Raw genomic sequence first — 18,467 nt, 5'->3', positions numbered from 1 at the left:
CACCTAGTGTATACAGCGCAATCGAAAAGGGAAAAATCAAAGTGGATTACATCGGCCAGTCTAAGACTAAAATGATTGACCTGTCGAAATACGGAGGGTACAAATTCGGGGTACATAACCCGGATAAGTCCACCCTGCAGAAATGGTTTGACCGTAATGGAAAAAGTCTTTCCGCAAACAAAAAACCCAAACCATAATCCTTAACCGCCAACCCCAAGGAAGGCACAACACTAAAAAAATGTCCATACAAATCATAGAAGAAACCATATTTCTTGCTGTAGCGAGAAAAATGTTTGAAGCCAGTATAGCACTGAAAGTAAATGAAAATTTTTATCCCTGCTGCCGCGATATGTCCAATGAAAGGATTATTGACCTTGTTGCATCCTGGCATAAATTAAACTGGGATTCTTATGAAGATGAATACAACGAAAGCCAGCAACTGTCCGACCGGGTTGAGCTTCTTATTGGCATAACGCCCCCGCCACCTACGGCAGTCCAATTTTTGAAGTGGCTTCATTGCATCCGCTACAATATTAACCATAACTGTATCCCACGGCAAAACAGCCAAAGCCTACGAGATATTCTATTCTTAGATCGGCTGATAAGGGACGTGTCAAAAGCTATTATTGAACAACTGCCGGACTATAGGGATGCATCTTGGTCAACTTACAGGAAATAATAATTTAAAAAAACATGCTATGGGAAGGGAGGGAAAATTCAATGAAGAAAGGCTGTTCAAAATCCGGCGTATGCGCAAAGCGCGTAGACTGTTTAAGCAGATGCCATTATTTGCATTTGTTATGATGCAGGCAGAATATCAGGGATATAGCCTTGCACAGTTTCACGACGATCTTAGGCGAAGGTCAAAACCTAAGCCGAAGAAAAAGGGCAAAAGCCCTTTAGTAAGGTTCGGCAGGTACTGGAGGATACAACAGCTTATCGCCCGTTATAGTTACACACAGGACGAATCCCTGATTATCAAGGCGATGAAACTCCGGCAAAGAATAACCAAGCCTTATCGTCTGGAGATGCGGCTAAAGGGAACCGTACATGAATTTACCCTCTCTCCCTTGATACCGATCCAGGACGTTGAAAAGCTTATGGCACAATTCAACCAATGTAAAACAGAAGCAGAAATAGACATGGTATTTGCCAACTTCCAAAAGTTAGCGCATTTACGGTAAGCAATTATTAATCATTACAAATTCAATTAGATATGGAAAAACTGAGCATTTGTTATGATTTCACCTTTTTCGTTGTAATCGAAACAGCAAAAGGAAGAATCTACAAAAATTATATAGCGTTAGCAATTGGTAGAAATTACGAAGCTGCATTATGGTGTCTGTACTTCGACCTTAAAAAAAAGCGCAAAAAATTGGTAAGCGTAAATAAGGTTTCCGTAAACCGGATTTGCTTTGCCTTCAACGAAGCCTTAGAATCCATTAAGGTCAGCCTTGCAGATTATCCACCGCAGATTCCCGAAGATTTAAATGCAGAAGTGAAGCACCTGCCGAAAAAAAAATAATCATCAAATACAAAAACCAAATACCATGTGTATAACAGATTTAACAGGACAGGATATAGAGATCACTGATATAGAAGCAGCCCTTGCAATGGTAGAAAGATTCCTAAGCTATACCAGGGTAGAAGAAATTAAATCCCTACAGGAATTTGAACAGCAAAGACAAAGGTACTGGCAGGACATGAAACAAAAATTATTAACCCTTAAAGAACATTAAAATGGAAGCACTATTTCACATCACAACCGCAAAGCTCATAGGCCTTATACTGATCCTAACAGGTTGCCTTATCAGGCATTGGATGAACAGCAGAAGTTTTAACCGCCGTAATAAAATGGGCGTTGAAATTTTCCGAAACCATACCCATGAGGTTTTGCTTACCTCGCTTGAGCGACTGTTAAAACTATTGGGAAGATTACTCCTGATCCTGGGGCTGATCATTATTGGTGCAAACTGGATCAACCACTGATAGCAATTTCTAAAAACATAAAACTCATAGTTATGGGACGATATATGACTGTAGAATTAAAGGAGAACTATAAAACAGAAATTTTTATCCAGTTACTCAATATGGAACTTGCTTCTCAATACGGGGGGAATATCGGAACTACATTTAACACCTGGGAACATTTAGAGCAACAAGCTGATTATATCAATCATAATACCGAAGGCCTAAAACAGTTACCCGACTGGAAGCGTCCGATTTCGGTGCAACAGCTACACCGGAATTTCTTTTGGTTACAATTCGGCTCATTTTCCTTCAAACTTTCAGGGGAAGGAAACAGTGACGAAGCTAGGGATGCAATTGCGGTCAGCAAATGGATCGAAAATACAGAAGCAAAATTTATCAATCTATCCGCATCGGATAACTATAGCCCGGTAATCGTTAAGGAATACCTCGACCATCTTTTTGAAGACGCAGGATACGATCTGTCCGAACTATGGAAAACAACATAAACAATCTAAAATCAAATTTTTATGGAAACCAATTTCTTTAAACAAATAGCAGAAATACAAGGTAACGGAGAATGGGTAATCGTAGTAAAGCCCATCGGGACAGAAAAAATAATTGTATCCGTGCTGTACAACGACGACAGTTGCGGAGATAATGCAAGAAAAACCATACCTCCGCTAACATTTTCCAATACCGCAGCTGCATTGGATGATGCTTTCTTCGCAGATATAAGGACAGCTTTTACAGGAACCATCCAGCTATATAACAGCATGGAACATTATCTTAAACAGCAGGGGGCAGCAGTCCAGCAGGCACAGATGAATAAAAAGCCTTCCGGAACTGCAAAACAGAAGGCAGAACCAACCAGTAAATATGATGTTGCCATGCAAAAAGTAGCGGAACTGGAAGCACAGGAAAAATACAGGGAAGCATGGATGAAAGTCCCCGATCCTTTGGAGTATCCCAAAGAAGCTGATTTCCTGCGTAAGCGCAGGGAAGAACTATCTGTTCATTTCGCCCCTGATCTCTTTAATATTTAATCTCCAAATTTTCAAGTCATGATAGTAGCAAAAGTACTCCCCCGGATTTTTTTATATAAAGTCAAAAACGAAGAAGTTAAACTTCCCGATCCCGAACTAAGCCTAAGCCCACAGGCGGTGATGAATTTCTACACAAGAACATACCCTGAACTGGTTACTGCCAAACTCGAAGGCCCGGTCATCCATGATGATGAAGTGCAGTATAAATTTACCTCAACCGTAGGGACAAAAGGCTAACCATGAAAAATCACAATAAAAAACCCTTCAGGGTTATATCAAAAAACATCAATGAAGATTTATGGAAACAATACAGCAAGGTCGGACAGTTCGCAAAAGATTTAAACAGGCTCAAAAATGCCGCCGAGATACCCGGGCAAAAATGCAGAAGCGTTCCGATAGCAGATTTGCCAATGCTTTTTTAAACAATACTTTTTGTCCTGTTATATGTGATCCGAAAATTGGCAGGAAATGGCAGCAGCAGGAAGCCTATTTTATACAATGCCTCCGGCACCTGGAAGCGGATTTCAAACTAAAACCAATTTCCCTTACGGATGACCCGTATCCGTTCAATATCAAGGCTGCATTTGAGCAGGCAAAACCAATGATATCAGAAAAATCCTATTACAAAAAACTGATGCTTATAGAAAATGGCAGCCATCCTTTTTGCCTTGCTACCGCTGAGGAGTTTGGATGTAGCTGCACCCTTTACTATATCCCTCTTGATATGCTGCTAAAAATTATGCGGAACAAAAAAAGAAAAGCGGAAAGCAGGTTATTGGTTATGCTTTGCGCCTACCTCTATTCCAAAATTAAAATCCCCTCTTACACGAAGGGGGATTTTATTAGCGGCATTTACGACCAGTTCAGGGAATGGGTAGAAAACGATGAGGAGCAATTGGAGCAAAAAGACGTGCAAACTGCAAGGAGTGCGCTTTACGCGGCTGAACATTTCGAAAGACGTTTTCACCGGATTTTAAGTCACCCATCGCATCACGAAAATTGGCAACAGCAGCAGGATTGTTATAAGCCAAAAGACCTTTTGGGCAAAAGGGTACTTTCTCTATCCAGGAAATTCCATGCCCTTTATAAAAAATACCCCTCCCGGAAGATTTATGATCAGTTCAACCGCATACAGTTGCCCGACGAATACGACGAAATCATGTCAGCAGATCAGTATATATCCTTTGTTTGGAGTAATGACGGATGGCTTGGAGCGGAAACTGTTAATTACATGAATGATAACGCAGGTAATTATTCCGGTACCGAAGCACCTTTGGAATATATAATTTATGATACGCCAGGAGGGCGCAAGCCCGAGAATTTAAAATTTGAAAAACAGGTATTCCTTTTAATGGATGATTTGGTAACCCTTTTATACGACCTTAACGATGATAAAGATTAATCAGACTTTTGAGCAGGTCTACGAGCCTAAGAAAGCGCTATTAGTTTACGAATCCGTAAACGCTGACAATTTTTATATTGAAGCGTTCGATATCGGAAAAAACGGCAAACCCTTAAATGCCCATCCCCTTTCTGTTTCCGAAAGTATTGCATTGGCAAAATCACTTGCTAATACCGCAGAACTGAGCAACACATTCCTGCAGTCCCGAAACCTTTTGCCGGAAAATTTACTCTATACCTCTACTGCAATAGAAGGCTTTGCCATTTGGTACACGCCGCCTCAAAAGGTTAGCCTACGGTTTATTGAAACCCTGGGTATCCCATGCGGCAGCGTTGCTGTCCCGGCTATGATCTGGAAGGCCAACAAATCCGGCCTTTCTGTTTATGCGGTCAAGTCCCCTAACAAGATAAAACCGGACGCCAACCAAAAGCTATATCATGCCCCTTTCTTTAATGTTTATGAAAGCGGAAAGGTATGTATGGGAACAGTTGAAATCAGAATCGAAGAAGACTGCTGCCTGGAAGATTTTATGGAGCGGTGGCAGGCCTATTTTTACAACTCTTATTTTAGCCATACCATGCACGGCCACGTTCCGGTGAAAGGCAATATCGTCCAACTTTGGCAGGCACTTTATAAAACCGGGAAGGCATTCCCGGTAGAAAATCTGATTGCTACTCCACTAAAAATAAAAGACCTGTTATGAAAGCTGTTAAAACACCAATACACTTTACCCATAATTTCCTGATCAATCCGACAAACCCGGTAACGGTTAACCTGATCGGCGGTGGTGGTACCGGAAGCCACATGCTGACAGCCCTTGCAAAAATGAATTATTCTTTAAATCATATAGGCCACCCAGGCCTACAGGTAAACCTTTGGGATGATGACGTAGTAACGCAGCCCAACATAGGCAGGCAGCTTTTTGCAGAATCCGAGATCGGTCTTCCGAAATCCGTTGCGCTGGTCAATAAAATCAACCGCTTTTTCGGCTTTAACTGGAAAGCGAAAACAGAACGGTTCGAAAAAAATATGCATGGCTGTCCTGAAATACAGGCCAACCTGTATATATCCTGCGTGGATACGGCAAAAGCCCGGTTTGAAATTGCGGATATACTTTCCTGCTTCCGAAAAAGAACCGCTATCCACCGGGACGCACCGTTGTATTGGTTGGACACCGGAAATTCTCAAAGTACCGGGCAGGTAGTATTGGGAACCATCCCTGAGATAAAACAGCCACCAACAAAACGATATAAGCCCGTATCCGTTTTACCGTTCATCACAGATGAATTTAGAAATTTATTGGAAGTAACCGATGATCAAAATGAACCAAGCTGCTCTACAGCGGAGGCATTGCAAAAACAGGATTTATTTATCAATCCCCATATTGCCATATTGGGTGCATCATTGCTTTGGCAGATTTTCAGTACAGGAATGACCGAAAACAGGGGCTTTTTCACCAACCTAAAGGATTTCACGTCAGCACCCTTGAAAGTGACCTAACGGAGCTTAAAATTCGTCCAGCTCCTATAATTTCGGTCATAGGTGCGGCCGGAGAAGGAGCAGCCGCCAACCCCTCTGCTAATTATTCCTTTCGGAATCGGGGTTGGCGGCTGCGCGTTTGTTGATGGTATTATATTTATCACAATCCATCAGGGTACCACCCGGTGTAATAACCGCATACCTCACTCCAGGTAACCGTTTCCTCTATCAGTACATCGTAAGGCGAGTTTTTGACCAAATGCCATCCCACTACCGTTGCATCTGCAGCAATAGCCGTTATCACGCCTGCTATTTTCCTCAAGATCCCCAATATTCCCCTTTTGGGTTTCATACCGGAAGAAAAAACCTTCATCCAGTAATATCCCGAATGACGAAGGACAGAAGCGGTAGCCAGGATGTATTTGGCTTCTTTAATATCCAACCGGGAAATCAATACCGAATTTTCTATACTGATCAGTTTATCCCGGTAGGCTTCAAAATGTTCCATATCTCTTATGCCATCGAGTACGGTCATCATTTCCAGGATATACTTTTGCGCTTCCACTGAAAAACCCGGCTGCTGCATGAATTTATGGTAGTCCTGGATAATTGCTATCCCGGTTTCTTTCTCCATTACCGGGTAAACCCTGATCCCTTTATGCTTCAGGAAATATTGTTGCAGGTACTTTACCGCGCCTGCATGGGTGGTATCGTTATTGACGGCTACATAATTCCGTAAAGAATCAAGGAGTTTATTGTGCTCAATGCCGATGCTGTCATATGGGTTCCGGTTATTTGCCGCAGGCCCACTATAAGTGTTTATAAGATCGGGTTTCACATCAGTAACTAAAGGATCATTTTGCCGACCCTGGTTTTTTTCTTTTGTACAGCCAATAAGGACTGCGAACACGATGATCAATCCGCTCATTTTTAATTTTGTTTTCATACGCTTTTGAATTTTATTTTTTCAAAAGAGCAGATAACTCCTAAGCTCATTTTACAACCCTTTTCAACCTTGTAGTTTTTTACCCCACCAAAACGCAAAATGGGCACGAGGTGTAAACCCTATGCCCATTACTTTTCCTGTGGATCTTAGCTAAGCGGAAAGCTGCTCCAGTTTGAGCTTGACTTCCTTTAGCCCGGCTTTGCTAAGACAATCTTCCGCAAAATCCTGGATTTCAGAAACAGCCTCTTTGGGCAGCACGGAGAGCAGCTGGGAGATGCTGCCATCTTTCGACTTCAATCCTCCTTCAATCACATGGCTCAGGAGTAGCACTATTTTTCTGCTGATCCGCTTATCCAGCTTAATCATCTCGTCCATACTCGGTACGCTCAACAGGGTATCATAAACCCTTGAAATCTCGTTTGTGTTCATCTTGCTTTTTTTTAAATCCTAATCACTATTGATCACGGCACAAATGTAAATGCATCATCCTGTTTTTACCTCCGTAGAATTTTAGCATGTCGCTGTAATACGCCACCAGCCTGATATTTTTGTCCTACACGCATTGATTTTAGTTGAAAGGATTTTGAGGATGATGGACAAAAAAATGCATAAGGTATCCTGTGAGGCAGCCAGAGATAGGGATATCGTGATTTACCTGGAATCATTGGGTATTCTGCCACAAAAAATAAGAGGAAACAGTTACTGGTACCTATCTCCACTTAGAATTGAGAAAACGGCCTCTTTTAAAATTGACCGGAAGCTTAACCGATGGTATGATTTCGGACTGGGGCAGGGTGGTAACCTGATTGATTTCGGCACCCTTTACTTCCGGTGTTCCGTCAGCGATTTTTTATCGGGCTTATCTAATGGATCTACTTCATTCCCTGGTCCAGATTTAGCGATTGCGACAATCCCGGATACCAGGATAAAAATAAGCAACACAAAGCCGCTTTCACACCCTGCGCTCCTCCACTATATATCCTCTCGGAAAATAGCTCATAGTTTAGCCTTCCAATATTGCAATGAAGTCGACTTTGATATTGGTAATAAAAAATATTTTGCAATTGGCTTTGTCAATAAACTTGGCGGTTACGAGCTACGCAATAAATTCTTCAAAGGCAGCAATTCCCCAAAGACAGTAACCTGGTTTAAAACTGGCAACGTCCGGCTAAGCGTTTTTGAAGGATTTTTCGACTTCCTGTCCTTTCTGTCCCTTCAACCAACCACAGTCAGTAATAACGATTTCCTGGTGCTTAACAGCCTCGCCTTTTTCGAGGGTGCTACGGAAGAGATACTCCATTATGATGAAGTCCATCTTTACCTCGATAATAATCCTGCAGGCAAGAACTGCACCAGCTCAGCAATTGAACGAAATTCAAAATTCCAGGACCGCTCCTTTCTATATACCGGCTTTGAAGACCTGAATGATTTCTTATGCAAGGGTCATCGGTTTCCAGACGGATTGAAAGATATGCCTGAAAAGCCACCATGATCATATCAATTCCCCGGGATCACAAAATAGCCTTCTAAATAAAAAAGAAGGACCGATGACCTGTGAGCCCCGTCATCGGCCAGATGTACGGTTGTAATACAACCGGCTCTGGCTGCCCTTTTTCTCCGGAGTCGTGGGCAGGCTCTATTCGATAGCAATACTTTTTTGAAGTGAAAACGATAACGTGATGGAAGATCAAAAAAACAACCGCATTAAGCTGCTGCAGGTGCGCCTGACAACAGCGGAGCACCATGCCATTTTAAAAACTTTTTCAAAGACCACCAGCCGAAAATTAAGTGATTATGTCCGCAAAATCATCCTGGGCAAACCCCATATCGGCAAGATCAGAAACGAATCCCTGGATGACTTTGTAACCGTCCTGGCCCAGCTCAAAATGGAACTTAAAGCTGCCGGTAATAACCTGAACCAGGCAGTGAAAAAACTGCATAGCCTGAACCAGGGCGGTGAGCTGGAGCAGTGGTTGATATCCTGGGAACTGGGCAAAAGAACCTTCCAGAAAAGTGTGGATGCCATTACCCGTCACCTGGATAAAATTAATGACGAATGGTTTCGGTAATCCACCTGGGCAGTTCCTTCAGGCAGGTGCTGAACTACAATGAGAACAAGGTAAAAGAAGGTGCTGCCACATGTTTTGAAGCAGCTTACTACTTAAAAGAGGCCGATAAATTATCTTTTAATCAGAAGCTGGGCAGGCTAAAGCAACAGGCCTCCAAACGCGAAAGTGTAAAGGTAAACTGCGTTCATATTTCGCTGAATTTTGATCCTTCTGAGCACCATTCCCAGGATAGATTAAAGGAGATTACGGCAGCTTATCTGGATAAGCTTGGCTTTGCCGGACAACCTTATCTTCTTTATGAGCATAGGGATGCCGGGCATCCACACCTCCATATTGTCACCACCAATATCCGCAATGACGGCTCTCCGATCAGCCTGCACAATTTGGGCAAGATCTATTCAGAACGTGCCCGGAAAGAAATCGAAATTGATTTCAATTTGGTTAAGGCTGAGGACAGTCCCAAACGGAAAGCCAATGATATAGAGCCGGTAAATATAAGGGCGGAATATGGCAAATCGGAAACGAAAAGGGCTATCTCCAGCATACTCACCTCTGTACTCAAAGCTTATAAATTCAGCTCGCTTCCCGAACTGAATGCAGTGCTTAAACTCTATAATGTCATAGCCGATCAGGGCTCAACGGAATCCCATGTATATAAAAATGGCGGCCTCACCTACCGTATTCTTGATAAGGATGGTAGTCTGCTTGGGGTACCGATAAAGGCCAGCGATTTCTATAATAAGCCTACGCTAAAGAACCTCGCTCCAATATTTATCGCTAACGATAAAGCTAAGCAATCCGGTAAAAAAGCCTTAAGGACCGCAATAGACCTTGCCTTGTTATCGCCTAAAACCACCAGCCTCAATAGGTTGATACAGGTTCTTGAACAGGGCGGTATAGATACCATTATCAGGAAGACAAAAGACGGTACGGTCTTTGGCCTTACCTATGTCGACCACAATTCCAAAAGTGTATTTAAGGGAAGTGACCTGGGCAAAGCCTATGGCACAAAAGGTATACTTGACCGGTTCGAACCGGCAGGTGTAAGTACCGGTCAGGAAAGAATTATCCTCCAAAATCCCCGGCAGCATGCGCCTGAAAAAGGCAGTACCGCTGCTAATCATTCCTCCTTACCTCCTCAGTTTTCCGGGCCAGACTATGCCCCGGACAATTCCATCGCCGGACAATTGCTGGAAGAACTGGCCCAGCACGACGCCAATTCCGGCTCCACTCCATATGAACTCAGCGGAAAGAAAAAAAGAAGAAAAAAACGAAAATCCATAAACAATTCAAATCTATAAACATCATGCAGACAGGTGAAAACGAACAGGCGCTCAGGAAGATTCTCGACATGACAAGGCTTATAAGCATCATCATTCTATTTATTCATTGTTACTATTTTTTATATGCTGCCTTTAAGGAGTGGCAGCTCACAACCATTTTTACAGACCGCATATTAGGCAACATCCGAAACACGGGATTGCTCACCTGCTTCCATAAGTCCAAACTCATCGCCCTGGGATTCTTGGCTATTTCCCTATTGGGTGCTAAGGGAAAAAAGGACGAGAAACTTGGTTATAAAACTGCATTTGCATACCTCCTTTCAGGTCTGGCTATTTACATTTTCTCCTACCTATCCTTGTTGCCGAAGATGGACTATTCAGTGCAGGCAATGACCTACATGGGCATACTTTCAGTTGGCTACTTGCTCACTTTATCTGGCGGAACATTATGCTCCAGGATATTAAAAAGCAGCTTTAATAATAAGGACATTTTCAACCTGGAGAATGAAACCTTTCCCCAGGAAGAGCGGCTTCTGGTCAATGAGAACTCGGTTAACATCCCGATGAAGTACCGCTTAAAAAACAAGTGGCGCAAGGGCTGGCTAAATTGTATTGCGGTGTATCGTAGCGTTTTAATCTCCGGATCTGCAGGTGCCGGTAAGACCGCGTTTTTGATCCGGCAGTTTATAGCGCAGGCGCTGGGAAAGGAAAAAGATCCGTTTACCATGCTGGTTTACGATTTTAAATTCCCCGACCTCTCCATTATCGCCTACAATCATTTTTTAAAGAACAAGCATAAGTATAGTGGGAAGCCGGAGTGCCTGTTCATCAATTTTGAAGACCCTTCACGTTCCCATCGTGGCAACCCATTGGAGCCGAATAGTATGGCAGACATTACCGATGCGTCGGAATCCTCACGTACGATTCTTCTTGGGCTTAACAAAATCTGGCAGACCAAACAAGGGGATTTTTTTGTCGAAAGTGCCCTGAATTTTGTTACTGCGATCATCTGGTTTTTGAGAAAGTATCAGGATGGTGCTTATTGCACGCTTCCCCATGTGATCGAGCTGATCCAGCTGGATTACGATAAACTCTTCACCATTTTGAGGTTGGAAAAAGAGATCGAGGTTCTGATCAATCCCTTTGTAAATGCTTATCTCAATGACGTGATGGAGCAGCTCGAAGGTCAGATAGCCTCCGCCAAAATCGCGCTGGCAAGGCTGGCTTCCCCCCAGCTTTATTACGTACTGACTGGGAGTGATTTCAACCTGGAGATTAATGATCCCGAAAACCCAAAGGTGCTTTGCATCGGCAACAACCCCCAAAAACAACAGATATATGGAGCTGTGCTTGCTCTGTTTGCAAATCGCCTATTAAAGGTGATCAACAAGAAGGATAAGCTGAAAAGCATGTTGATCTTTGATGAATACCCGACCATTTTCGTTGACCTGGTGCCCACGATTTCAACCGGGAGGAGTAACCGGATCTGCTGCCTGATGGGGGTTCAGTCGATCAATCAGCTGCGTAAAGAATATGGTAAAGAGCAGGCGGATGTCATCATGTCCATTGCGGGCAATATCTTCGCCGGGCAGGAAACCGGTGATAGCGCCAGACAGCTCTCCGAACAGATCGGTAAGATCATGCAGGAGCGTGAAAGCCTTTCTATAAGTGATAGCGGTACCTCCATAAGCAAGAGTAAGCAACTGGAAGCGGCAGTTCCTCCTTCCAAAATTGCCAAACTTTCTTCTGGCCAGTTTGCCGGAATCCTCTCCGATCTGCCACATCAAAAGATAGAGCTTAAGGCATTTGACTGTGAAGTGATCGCAAATTTTGACGCTATTAAAAAGGAAGAAGATGCTTATCAGCCCATTCCGGTTATCCGGCAGGTGAACCAGGAAATGGTCCTGCGCAATTACCATCAGGTGAAAAATGATGTACAGGAAATTGCCAATAATGAGATTAGGCGGATGCTCAATGATCCTTCTTTAAAGCACCTGGTTATCAAAAAGAATTAAATGAATAATGGCCTCCAATTGGAGGCCATTATTTTACGGATAGTTATTTAGAGTGCTTTCAGAATTAACCCTTTTCCATCAACTGTTTCTTTAAAATTTCATTCTTTTCCCTTTCGCTTTTTAGGAGGGCTTCGTATAATTCGGTCTTTTCCTGCATGCTTTTTATCAGTGTGTCCACCAACTCGTTTATTTTTTCACTTGGATATAATTGATAGTTGGAAATATGATTAAAGACAGAAACCGTTTCATTGTTATGTACAAAGTTATTAAACATAGCATCCTCATTGAAGTTCTTTATATCCTCCTTGCTAACCCCCAGTTGCTGGGCAATCTGCTCCAGCTTATCATCGTCTATAACCTCGGCGTGCTCTAATCTCGATAAGTTTTGTCTTGTCATCCCTAATGAGCTGGCTAAAGTTTCCTGGCTAATGGATTTCATTCGCCTTATTCTTTCAACTTTATAGCCAAGGTGTGTTGCCTTATTAATGATTCCTTCCATAAATAATATGTTAAGGTTTTTGTAATTATCGCTCAAAATCGGGCTCAATCGGTTACGTTTTGTTTCAGATTTTAGCGCAGGATGTTACGGTTATTTTGCAAATATAAGCCAAAGCAATGATTTACAATTCTGAAACCTTATTAAGCTAAAGAACATGGTGTTATGCAAATATAACAAGATGCAACCTGGGTTATTGTAAGGTTTTTACCTGTAGTTTATCTCGTATTACGATCCCATTTTTACACTCAATTCATGGCTGAATTATGGTGTATAGGGGCTTGTGTTTGGTTAAGTGCGGAAATTCCTCCCTCTCATTTGAGGGGGGATTTCTTAACCTTCAAATGATCTAGCAATAATTCGCTAATAGCAATTGCAAATTTTAGTGGGTGAGTTAAGGGGAAATTTCCCCTTCCAAATTCAGGGGAAAATCCTTCAGCCCTTAACTTAAAATTTACAAACCTTTGTACTGATTTCAATGTCGGGTGGCATTGAGTTATAAATCCGGTTTCAGCATAAATTCCTTAAACGCAATTCTATTATTTATCGATATTACCATCCCGGTAATGCGATAGAATTATCACATCCTTTGAAAAAATACCTTATTATATTATCTATCTTCTTTCTTTTCATCCTTTTTTTCTTAGGTTTTGCTAATTCTGTATTGGCCCAGGAACAGGAAGAAAGTATTAACCAGGCGGAGTTATACCTCGGCAGCCGGATCCATGCTTTGGACAAATACCTGAACCGTACGGAAAAGATCCAGCACCGCCTGGTTAAAAAGCTGAAACGTAAAGAAGCGAAGATCGCCCGGCAACTGGCTGCAAAAGATTCGGCTTTGTACCGTCAGTATATGCAGCAAAATCTGAGCTATGATTCCATAGCTACCCTGTCCAAGGATACCGGCAGGCTGCAGCAGCTGGCCTTTAAAAAGAACAGCCTGGTCGATAGCTTCAAAGGCGTACAGAAGTTCATACAGAATCAAAGCAGCAAATTAAACAGCGCTTCGGGCCTGGCCGGCAAAGCCGGGATCAATACGCCTTATACCAAAGAGCTCAACAGCCTGCAACAAAAGCTGAACGGGCAGCAAAACATAGATGAGCTGATCCGGCAGCGCACCGGCAGCCTGGAACGGCTGGCCGGCGCACAAAATATAAGTGGTCTGCAAAACATACAGAAGAGCGTATACTATGCCCAGGAGAAAATGAAAGCCTGGAAACAGCTGGCCGATGATCCCGACGAAGCCGAGGAAAAAGCCATGGAATACCTCCAGGGTACCGAAGGTTTTGACCAATACCTGCGTACGGATAACAATGCCTTTGGCGGCCTGGACAACAACGCCACCGCTGAAGACCTGCAGCGTATGGGCTACCAGACCAAAAGACAGGTGAACAATATGCTGCAGCAAAAGCTGGGCAATAACCTTGGCGCAGTACAGCAGCAGATGGCCGCCCAGGTGCAGGACTACAGCGATAAGCTGAACGGCATCACCGGCACAGTAAAGGAAACCAAAGCCGGCATCAAAAAAGCCAAACAAACGTTGAATGAAGCCAAACAAGCCAAAGACAAATTAAAACATATCGAAAAACCCGCTTTCAAAAAGAATCCCGAACGGGGCAAACCCTTCTGGCAAAGACTGGAACCCGCCTACAACTTCCAGACCACCCGCGCCACACCCGACGGCCTGCGCCCGGCCATGCTGGAGCTCGGCGCTTCGGTAGCCTTCAAGTACAGTACCCGCCTGAGCTACGGAATCGGCATTGCCTTAAGTGCCGGTCTTGGTCAGAACTGGCAGAACATAAAATTCACCTACGAAGGCCTGAGCGCCCGTGCCTTCGCCGACTGGAAAGCCATCTACGGCTTCAGCCTGCCGGCGGGGTATGAGCGCAGCTTCAGGCCCTGTAACCGGCCTTACCTGCGCGGGCAGCAAAACAATCCGGCTACGCAACCACAAACCACGGACAACGCGATCAAAGAAGCCTTGGGCGGCCAGCAACAGGCAGCTTACATCGGCATCATGAAACGCTATCGGATCAACAGTAAATGGAACGGGATTTTTTTGGTGGGGTATAATTTTTTGTGGCAGCATGAAGAATTGCGAACGCCATTTATAATCCGATTTGGAAGTCAAAGTAATTAGTTATGCGCCACATATAGGCGTAGTGTCCTTGTAATTTTAAAGTCTTAATCCATTATTTATGAAGCATAAAATGAACTTGAAAATGTTATTGGTTGTAATGTTATTACGAACTGTTGCACATGGGCAATCCCCATCAACACAGGTAACACCATTCTCCTTTACTACGATTCCCCCTTCTCCCCAAGCCTCAGCTATGGGTAAGTACGGAGGGCTACCGGTTAATCTTTCTACTGGTGCCCCTAATTATACCATCCCTCTATATAATAAAGAGGTAAATAACAACATCTCCCTTGATTTGTCCCTTAATTACAATACGAACGGAATAAAAGTTGAAGAATTAGCAGGCGTGTCAGGCTTAGGTTGGTCCTTATTTGCTGGCGGGGTTATTACCAGAAATGTCAATGATGAGCCTGACGAGCTTTCTCAGGATCTTGCAGCTCCTCTTACCACATCCACTCAGGCAGAGCGAAATATCCAATGGTACATGGATAACCCTTTAAAAAGAGTAATATTTTACGGTCAATCTACACCGTTTTATGATATTCAGCCAGATTTATTTTCCTTTAATTTCTTTGGACATACCGGTCAATTTTTTCTTGATTCCGGTATGGTTTATATTATTGACCAGGAAGATTTAAAAATTGAAACAGATTGGAGCTATGCTACAGCTCCCTGGACCTTCAAAATTACAGATCAGTTCGGCAACATATTCCTCTTCGGCGGCACAGCTGCAACGGAAAATACCCAGACTTCAAATAATGCTCAAACATATAATGGTCAACTTTCTAATTGGAATCCCTCCAATAATTTCCGGACTGCCTTTTATATTACAAAAGTCATAACGCCACAGCGAGATACTGTTTCTTTTGACTATGTAACCAATCAATATACCACTATCAGCGGGCAAACGAAGGAATTAATCAGCCAAACGACAGAATCTCAAGGGCCAAATATCGGAGGTCAGATATGTGATTGTATCAGTCCTACAATTATGATGAATCAAACAAGAAATGTTTATGGTTATGATCTGAAAAAAATAACTATAAATAATTCGTTACAGGTAGATGTGGAGCATATAAACAACCCAGACCTTGTCGGAACGCAATTGATCAAAACACTTAAGATTAAGGACCTCATTTTTAATCAAAGCCTGAAGGAAATTAAATTTAATTACCAGATGCCTGCATCCTCCAACAGGCCGGTACTACAAAATCTGATGATTTGTGATAATCAAGGAGGCAATTGTGACTCTTTCTTTTTTGGTTATAATAATTTAACTAACCTCCCGGCAAGGACTGCGATCGATAAAATGGATTTTTATGGCTACTTCAATAACAACACGGCAAGCCGCGCCGTTGACTGCCAACAAGCCAAAACCGGAATGCTAACAAGTATAAAATATCCAACTGGTGGAAAAGATGATATATCCTATGGATGCTCTCAGTCAACATCAACCCAAAATGTCCTGACCCTGTTACTCGCTAAATATTTGACGGGCTATGGTACCGGTGATCACAGCCCCGTTGATTATACCTTTGATTTTGTAGTTCCCAGTAATGCTCAAGGATTTCGCGTATACACAGAAGCTATATGGCATGGTGCCGGAAGTCCAACGACCAATTACAATAAGGTTGTGGCAAATATTTACAATAAAAGAACACACAGTTACTGCTTGTTTTCACCTTGGGCAATGGCGCCCGGAGCCATTGTCGAATGCGGGCAAACATTGGAAGCAACTGCATCAGCCGATCCGGGTGATACCCTTACTTTTTATCTCACACCTTATGGCGCAGATGTAGAGGGAAAGGCATACTTTCAGTACTATGCTCCGGTTCCGCAAACCACAACTTCTTATTATGGAGCTGCCAAGGTAGAACAAGTTACTACTTACGATCCAGTATCAAACCAGTCAACCATTAAGAAATACCTTTACGAATATAAAAACAATCCTGGTGTATCTTCTGGAATTGCCTTAAATCAAATTTCTACTGACGAGAATTATTACTTCCGTAATATTTGCCCCTATTCCTCTTTTGCTTTTACATATAAAGTTTGTCGCACAACTCTAAAAAGCAATTATAGTCAATATGATTTATACTCTTACATGCCGTCGAGTTATCTATACAAAAGCGTTCTTGAATATGAAGGAGCAAATGGTGAAGGTGGCATAACAGAACATATATTTGACATTAAAATTCCTCAAAAACCTACTCTAGTTTATACAAATAATGTAAATGTTCCTAATGACTTCAACGACTGGTTTGATGCACCTTATTCTTTAACAAGTGGTCAAATTTCCAGGGAGATTGAAACCAATAGATTTAAAAAAAATGGCAGCAATTTAATCCCTGTCCAATTTGAAAAAAAATGGTTTTCTGTTCATAAAAACTTTAAAGAGAGAATAGGATACGGCGTGAAGTCTGTTGACAATGGCGAACCGGGTGGAAATGGTCAGCAATTGGATATTAAAGGCAATGTCAAACAGTTTTCATATCGATCATCATGGACCGCATTAGACTCTATAAAATCGACATCATTTTTGGATTACGGCAGTCCGAGCATAACCACTACTGATTTTCAATATCAAAATGAAAATCATCTTTTACCCACTATAATTCGCACCAATAAGGATGATGTATCTGAGAACATGCTGCTAAACCTCTATCCATTGGACTACATAGGCAATAATGATTATATATCTACTATGATTGCTAAACACATCGACCATAAACCGATAGAACAACTAAATATTAAAAAACGTGGAACAGAGTATGTTATTACTCAAGGATCTTTTAATGAGTATTCGTTAAATGTACCATCTGCATTGACTAAAAAATACCCTTTAAATATTCAAACACCCGTAGTTTTATCATCTTTCAAAATATCCAACAGAAATCTTGGAGCTGACTTATATTCTTATGTTAAAACTACAAACGGTAAAGACGCTGTTTACAAAAATTATATTGAAAACAAAATATTTGACGCTTATTTAAATCCGGTGCAAACGAAAAACGATCAGGATGAAATTTCAAGTTATGTATGGGGTTACAGCGGAAAATATCTCTTTGCAAATGTAAAAAACTCTGAATTCAGCAATATTGCATATTCAAGCTTTGAGGATGATAAGGAAAAAGGAAACTGGATTTACTCTGGTGTAATAGGTAGCGACATCATTCCGGATCAATATGCACCAACTGGAAGTTATGTATATAATCTTGCTGCAGGAGCAATTATTTCCAATAATAATTTAAATCCCACAAAAAAATATGTAGTTAGTTTTTATTACCAAGGCCCCTCCTCTCCAACTGTGACGAATCAAATAAGTTATGTCAATCAAGGTATGGTCAATAACTACCTCTACTATGAGTGCATAGTTGGTAATACACAAAATATTTCAATTTCTTTTCCTGGAGCGAATACTAGGATTGATGAACTCCGGCTTTACCCTGTTGAATCCGTTATGACAACGCGAACTTTTAAGCCATCTCTTGGAATTACTTCAGAATGCGATGAAAAAGGAAACGTAACGCGATATGAGTATAATGGTAAAGGTCAGCTTATATTGACGAAGGATAGGCAGGGCTCAATATTGAATAAATTCACTTATAAAATTCAAGATTAAT

Annotated in this window: 20 protein-coding genes; 17 read left to right on the top strand and 3 right to left on the bottom strand. The window is 42.1% G+C overall.

Going from position 1 to position 18,467, the window contains the following annotated elements:
• The first annotated feature begins 238 nt into the window (after positions 1–238).
• The 11 genes from U859_RS0118930 (at position 239) to U859_RS0118880 (ending at position 5,916) form a co-directional block, all read left to right on the top strand.
• On the top strand, positions 239–679 hold the full coding sequence (locus U859_RS0118930; protein WP_025144893.1) for a hypothetical protein: 441 nt from the start codon (positions 239–241) through the stop codon (positions 677–679).
• A gap of 19 nt (positions 680–698) precedes the next feature.
• Positions 699–1,184 (top strand): hypothetical protein, encoded by a 486-nt coding sequence (locus tag U859_RS0118925; RefSeq protein ID WP_162799993.1) that lies wholly within the window; start codon positions 699–701, stop codon positions 1,182–1,184.
• Positions 1,185–1,216: 32 nt separating this feature from the next.
• Positions 1,217–1,525 (top strand): hypothetical protein, encoded by a 309-nt coding sequence (locus U859_RS0118920; protein WP_025144891.1) that lies wholly within the window; start codon positions 1,217–1,219, stop codon positions 1,523–1,525.
• Positions 1,526–1,550: 25 nt separating this feature from the next.
• Positions 1,551–1,739, top strand: coding sequence for a hypothetical protein (locus tag U859_RS0118915; protein WP_025144890.1), 189 nt, complete (start codon positions 1,551–1,553; stop codon positions 1,737–1,739).
• A 1-nt stretch (position 1,740) separates the two neighbouring features.
• Positions 1,741–1,989, top strand: a complete 249-nt coding sequence (locus tag U859_RS0118910; protein ID WP_029985955.1) for a hypothetical protein — start codon at positions 1,741–1,743, stop codon at positions 1,987–1,989.
• A 32-nt stretch (positions 1,990–2,021) separates the two neighbouring features.
• A complete protein-coding gene (locus U859_RS0118905) occupies positions 2,022–2,477 on the top strand; it encodes a hypothetical protein (RefSeq protein ID WP_025144889.1) in 456 nt (151 codons plus the stop codon).
• A gap of 21 nt (positions 2,478–2,498) precedes the next feature.
• Positions 2,499–3,014, top strand: a complete 516-nt coding sequence (locus U859_RS0118900; protein WP_025144888.1) for a hypothetical protein — start codon at positions 2,499–2,501, stop codon at positions 3,012–3,014.
• An 18-nt stretch (positions 3,015–3,032) separates the two neighbouring features.
• Entirely contained in the window at positions 3,033–3,251 is a 219-nt protein-coding gene (locus U859_RS0118895) for a PRTRC system protein C (protein WP_025144887.1), read from the top strand.
• A gap of 142 nt (positions 3,252–3,393) precedes the next feature.
• Positions 3,394–4,416 (top strand): hypothetical protein, encoded by a 1,023-nt coding sequence (locus tag U859_RS0118890; RefSeq protein ID WP_162799992.1) that lies wholly within the window; start codon positions 3,394–3,396, stop codon positions 4,414–4,416.
• The gene (locus U859_RS0118885; RefSeq protein ID WP_025144885.1) at positions 4,403–5,119 is read left to right on the top strand and encodes a hypothetical protein; all 717 of its coding nucleotides are present in this window, start codon (positions 4,403–4,405) and stop codon (positions 5,117–5,119) included. The genes U859_RS0118890 and U859_RS0118885 overlap by 14 nt, the downstream gene beginning before the upstream one ends.
• Complete coding sequence (locus U859_RS0118880; protein WP_025144884.1) at positions 5,116–5,916, top strand: PRTRC system ThiF family protein; 801 nt, start codon at positions 5,116–5,118, stop codon at positions 5,914–5,916. Before U859_RS0118885 ends, U859_RS0118880 begins: the two co-directional genes overlap by 4 nt.
• A 139-nt stretch (positions 5,917–6,055) precedes the next feature.
• Here the strand turns inward: U859_RS0118880 and U859_RS0118875 are convergent, their stop codons facing one another.
• Positions 6,056–6,841 (bottom strand): hypothetical protein, encoded by a 786-nt coding sequence (locus U859_RS0118875; RefSeq protein WP_025144883.1) that lies wholly within the window; start codon positions 6,839–6,841, stop codon positions 6,056–6,058.
• A gap of 150 nt (positions 6,842–6,991) precedes the next feature.
• Complete coding sequence (locus tag U859_RS0118870) at positions 6,992–7,270, bottom strand: hypothetical protein (protein WP_025144882.1); 279 nt, start codon at positions 7,268–7,270, stop codon at positions 6,992–6,994.
• A 175-nt stretch (positions 7,271–7,445) separates the two neighbouring features.
• On the opposite strand from U859_RS0118870, the gene U859_RS0118865 reads away from it, so the two are divergent.
• From U859_RS0118865 to mobC, 4 genes are all read left to right on the top strand, one after another.
• On the top strand, positions 7,446–8,333 hold the full coding sequence (locus U859_RS0118865; RefSeq protein ID WP_084153114.1) for a toprim domain-containing protein: 888 nt from the start codon (positions 7,446–7,448) through the stop codon (positions 8,331–8,333).
• Positions 8,334–8,520: 187 nt separating this feature from the next.
• A complete protein-coding gene (locus U859_RS0118860; protein ID WP_025144880.1) occupies positions 8,521–8,910 on the top strand; it encodes a plasmid mobilization protein in 390 nt (129 codons plus the stop codon).
• Positions 8,898–10,211, top strand: coding sequence for a relaxase/mobilization nuclease domain-containing protein (locus U859_RS0118855; RefSeq protein ID WP_025144879.1), 1,314 nt, complete (start codon positions 8,898–8,900; stop codon positions 10,209–10,211). The genes U859_RS0118860 and U859_RS0118855 overlap by 13 nt, the downstream gene beginning before the upstream one ends.
• A gap of 5 nt (positions 10,212–10,216) precedes the next feature.
• Positions 10,217–12,208: a conjugal transfer protein MobC gene (mobC, locus tag U859_RS0118850; protein WP_025144878.1), complete on the top strand. Its 1,992-nt coding sequence runs from the start codon at positions 10,217–10,219 to the stop codon at positions 12,206–12,208.
• Positions 12,209–12,272: 64 nt separating this feature from the next.
• Here the strand turns inward: mobC and U859_RS0118845 are convergent, their stop codons facing one another.
• Positions 12,273–12,707 carry a helix-turn-helix domain-containing protein gene (locus U859_RS0118845; RefSeq protein WP_025144877.1) on the bottom strand — a complete coding sequence of 145 codons (435 nt, stop codon included), beginning with the start codon at positions 12,705–12,707 and terminating at the stop codon, positions 12,273–12,275.
• 586 nt (positions 12,708–13,293) lie between these two features.
• Here U859_RS0118845 and U859_RS0118840 point away from each other — a divergent pair.
• Together U859_RS0118840 and U859_RS0118835 are read left to right on the top strand one after the other, a co-directional pair.
• On the top strand, positions 13,294–14,844 hold the full coding sequence (locus tag U859_RS0118840) for a hypothetical protein (RefSeq protein ID WP_025144876.1): 1,551 nt from the start codon (positions 13,294–13,296) through the stop codon (positions 14,842–14,844).
• A 58-nt stretch (positions 14,845–14,902) separates the two neighbouring features.
• Complete coding sequence (locus tag U859_RS0118835) at positions 14,903–18,466, top strand: hypothetical protein (RefSeq protein ID WP_162799991.1); 3,564 nt, start codon at positions 14,903–14,905, stop codon at positions 18,464–18,466.
• Position 18,467: the final 1 nt, after the last annotated feature.

Source organism: Pedobacter jeongneungensis, from assembly GCF_000633455.1.
GTDB lineage: Bacteria > Bacteroidota > Bacteroidia > Sphingobacteriales > Sphingobacteriaceae > Pedobacter > Pedobacter jeongneungensis_A.
This window is presented reverse-complemented; position numbering and strand designations above follow the sequence as displayed.

What these genes read in the sequence shown, in the direction of transcription:
- U859_RS0118910 (WP_029985955.1), top strand. Translation starts at nt 1,741, where the DNA reads ATGGAAGCACTATTTCACATCACAACCGCAAAGCTCATAGGCCTTATA.
- U859_RS0118895 (WP_025144887.1), top strand. Translation starts at nt 3,033, where the DNA reads ATGATAGTAGCAAAAGTACTCCCCCGGATTTTTTTATATAAAGTCAAA.
- U859_RS0118875 (WP_025144883.1), bottom strand. Translation starts at nt 6,841, where the DNA reads ATGAAAACAAAATTAAAAATGAGCGGATTGATCATCGTGTTCGCAGTC.
- U859_RS0118845 (WP_025144877.1), bottom strand. Translation starts at nt 12,707, where the DNA reads ATGGAAGGAATCATTAATAAGGCAACACACCTTGGCTATAAAGTTGAA.
- U859_RS0118915 (WP_025144890.1), top strand. Translation starts at nt 1,551, where the DNA reads ATGTGTATAACAGATTTAACAGGACAGGATATAGAGATCACTGATATA.
- U859_RS0118835 (WP_162799991.1), top strand. Translation starts at nt 14,903, where the DNA reads ATGAAGCATAAAATGAACTTGAAAATGTTATTGGTTGTAATGTTATTA.
- U859_RS0118920 (WP_025144891.1), top strand. Translation starts at nt 1,217, where the DNA reads ATGGAAAAACTGAGCATTTGTTATGATTTCACCTTTTTCGTTGTAATC.
- U859_RS0118930 (WP_025144893.1), top strand. Translation starts at nt 239, where the DNA reads ATGTCCATACAAATCATAGAAGAAACCATATTTCTTGCTGTAGCGAGA.
- U859_RS0118925 (WP_162799993.1), top strand. Translation starts at nt 699, where the DNA reads ATGGGAAGGGAGGGAAAATTCAATGAAGAAAGGCTGTTCAAAATCCGG.
- U859_RS0118880 (WP_025144884.1), top strand. Translation starts at nt 5,116, where the DNA reads ATGAAAGCTGTTAAAACACCAATACACTTTACCCATAATTTCCTGATC.
- U859_RS0118865 (WP_084153114.1), top strand. Translation starts at nt 7,446, where the DNA reads ATGCATAAGGTATCCTGTGAGGCAGCCAGAGATAGGGATATCGTGATT.
- U859_RS0118860 (WP_025144880.1), top strand. Translation starts at nt 8,521, where the DNA reads ATGGAAGATCAAAAAAACAACCGCATTAAGCTGCTGCAGGTGCGCCTG.
- U859_RS0118885 (WP_025144885.1), top strand. Translation starts at nt 4,403, where the DNA reads ATGATAAAGATTAATCAGACTTTTGAGCAGGTCTACGAGCCTAAGAAA.
- U859_RS0118870 (WP_025144882.1), bottom strand. Translation starts at nt 7,270, where the DNA reads ATGAACACAAACGAGATTTCAAGGGTTTATGATACCCTGTTGAGCGTA.
- U859_RS0118890 (WP_162799992.1), top strand. Translation starts at nt 3,394, where the DNA reads ATGCAGAAGCGTTCCGATAGCAGATTTGCCAATGCTTTTTTAAACAAT.
- U859_RS0118905 (WP_025144889.1), top strand. Translation starts at nt 2,022, where the DNA reads ATGGGACGATATATGACTGTAGAATTAAAGGAGAACTATAAAACAGAA.
- U859_RS0118900 (WP_025144888.1), top strand. Translation starts at nt 2,499, where the DNA reads ATGGAAACCAATTTCTTTAAACAAATAGCAGAAATACAAGGTAACGGA.
- U859_RS0118855 (WP_025144879.1), top strand. Translation starts at nt 8,898, where the DNA reads ATGGTTTCGGTAATCCACCTGGGCAGTTCCTTCAGGCAGGTGCTGAAC.
- mobC (WP_025144878.1), top strand. Translation starts at nt 10,217, where the DNA reads ATGCAGACAGGTGAAAACGAACAGGCGCTCAGGAAGATTCTCGACATG.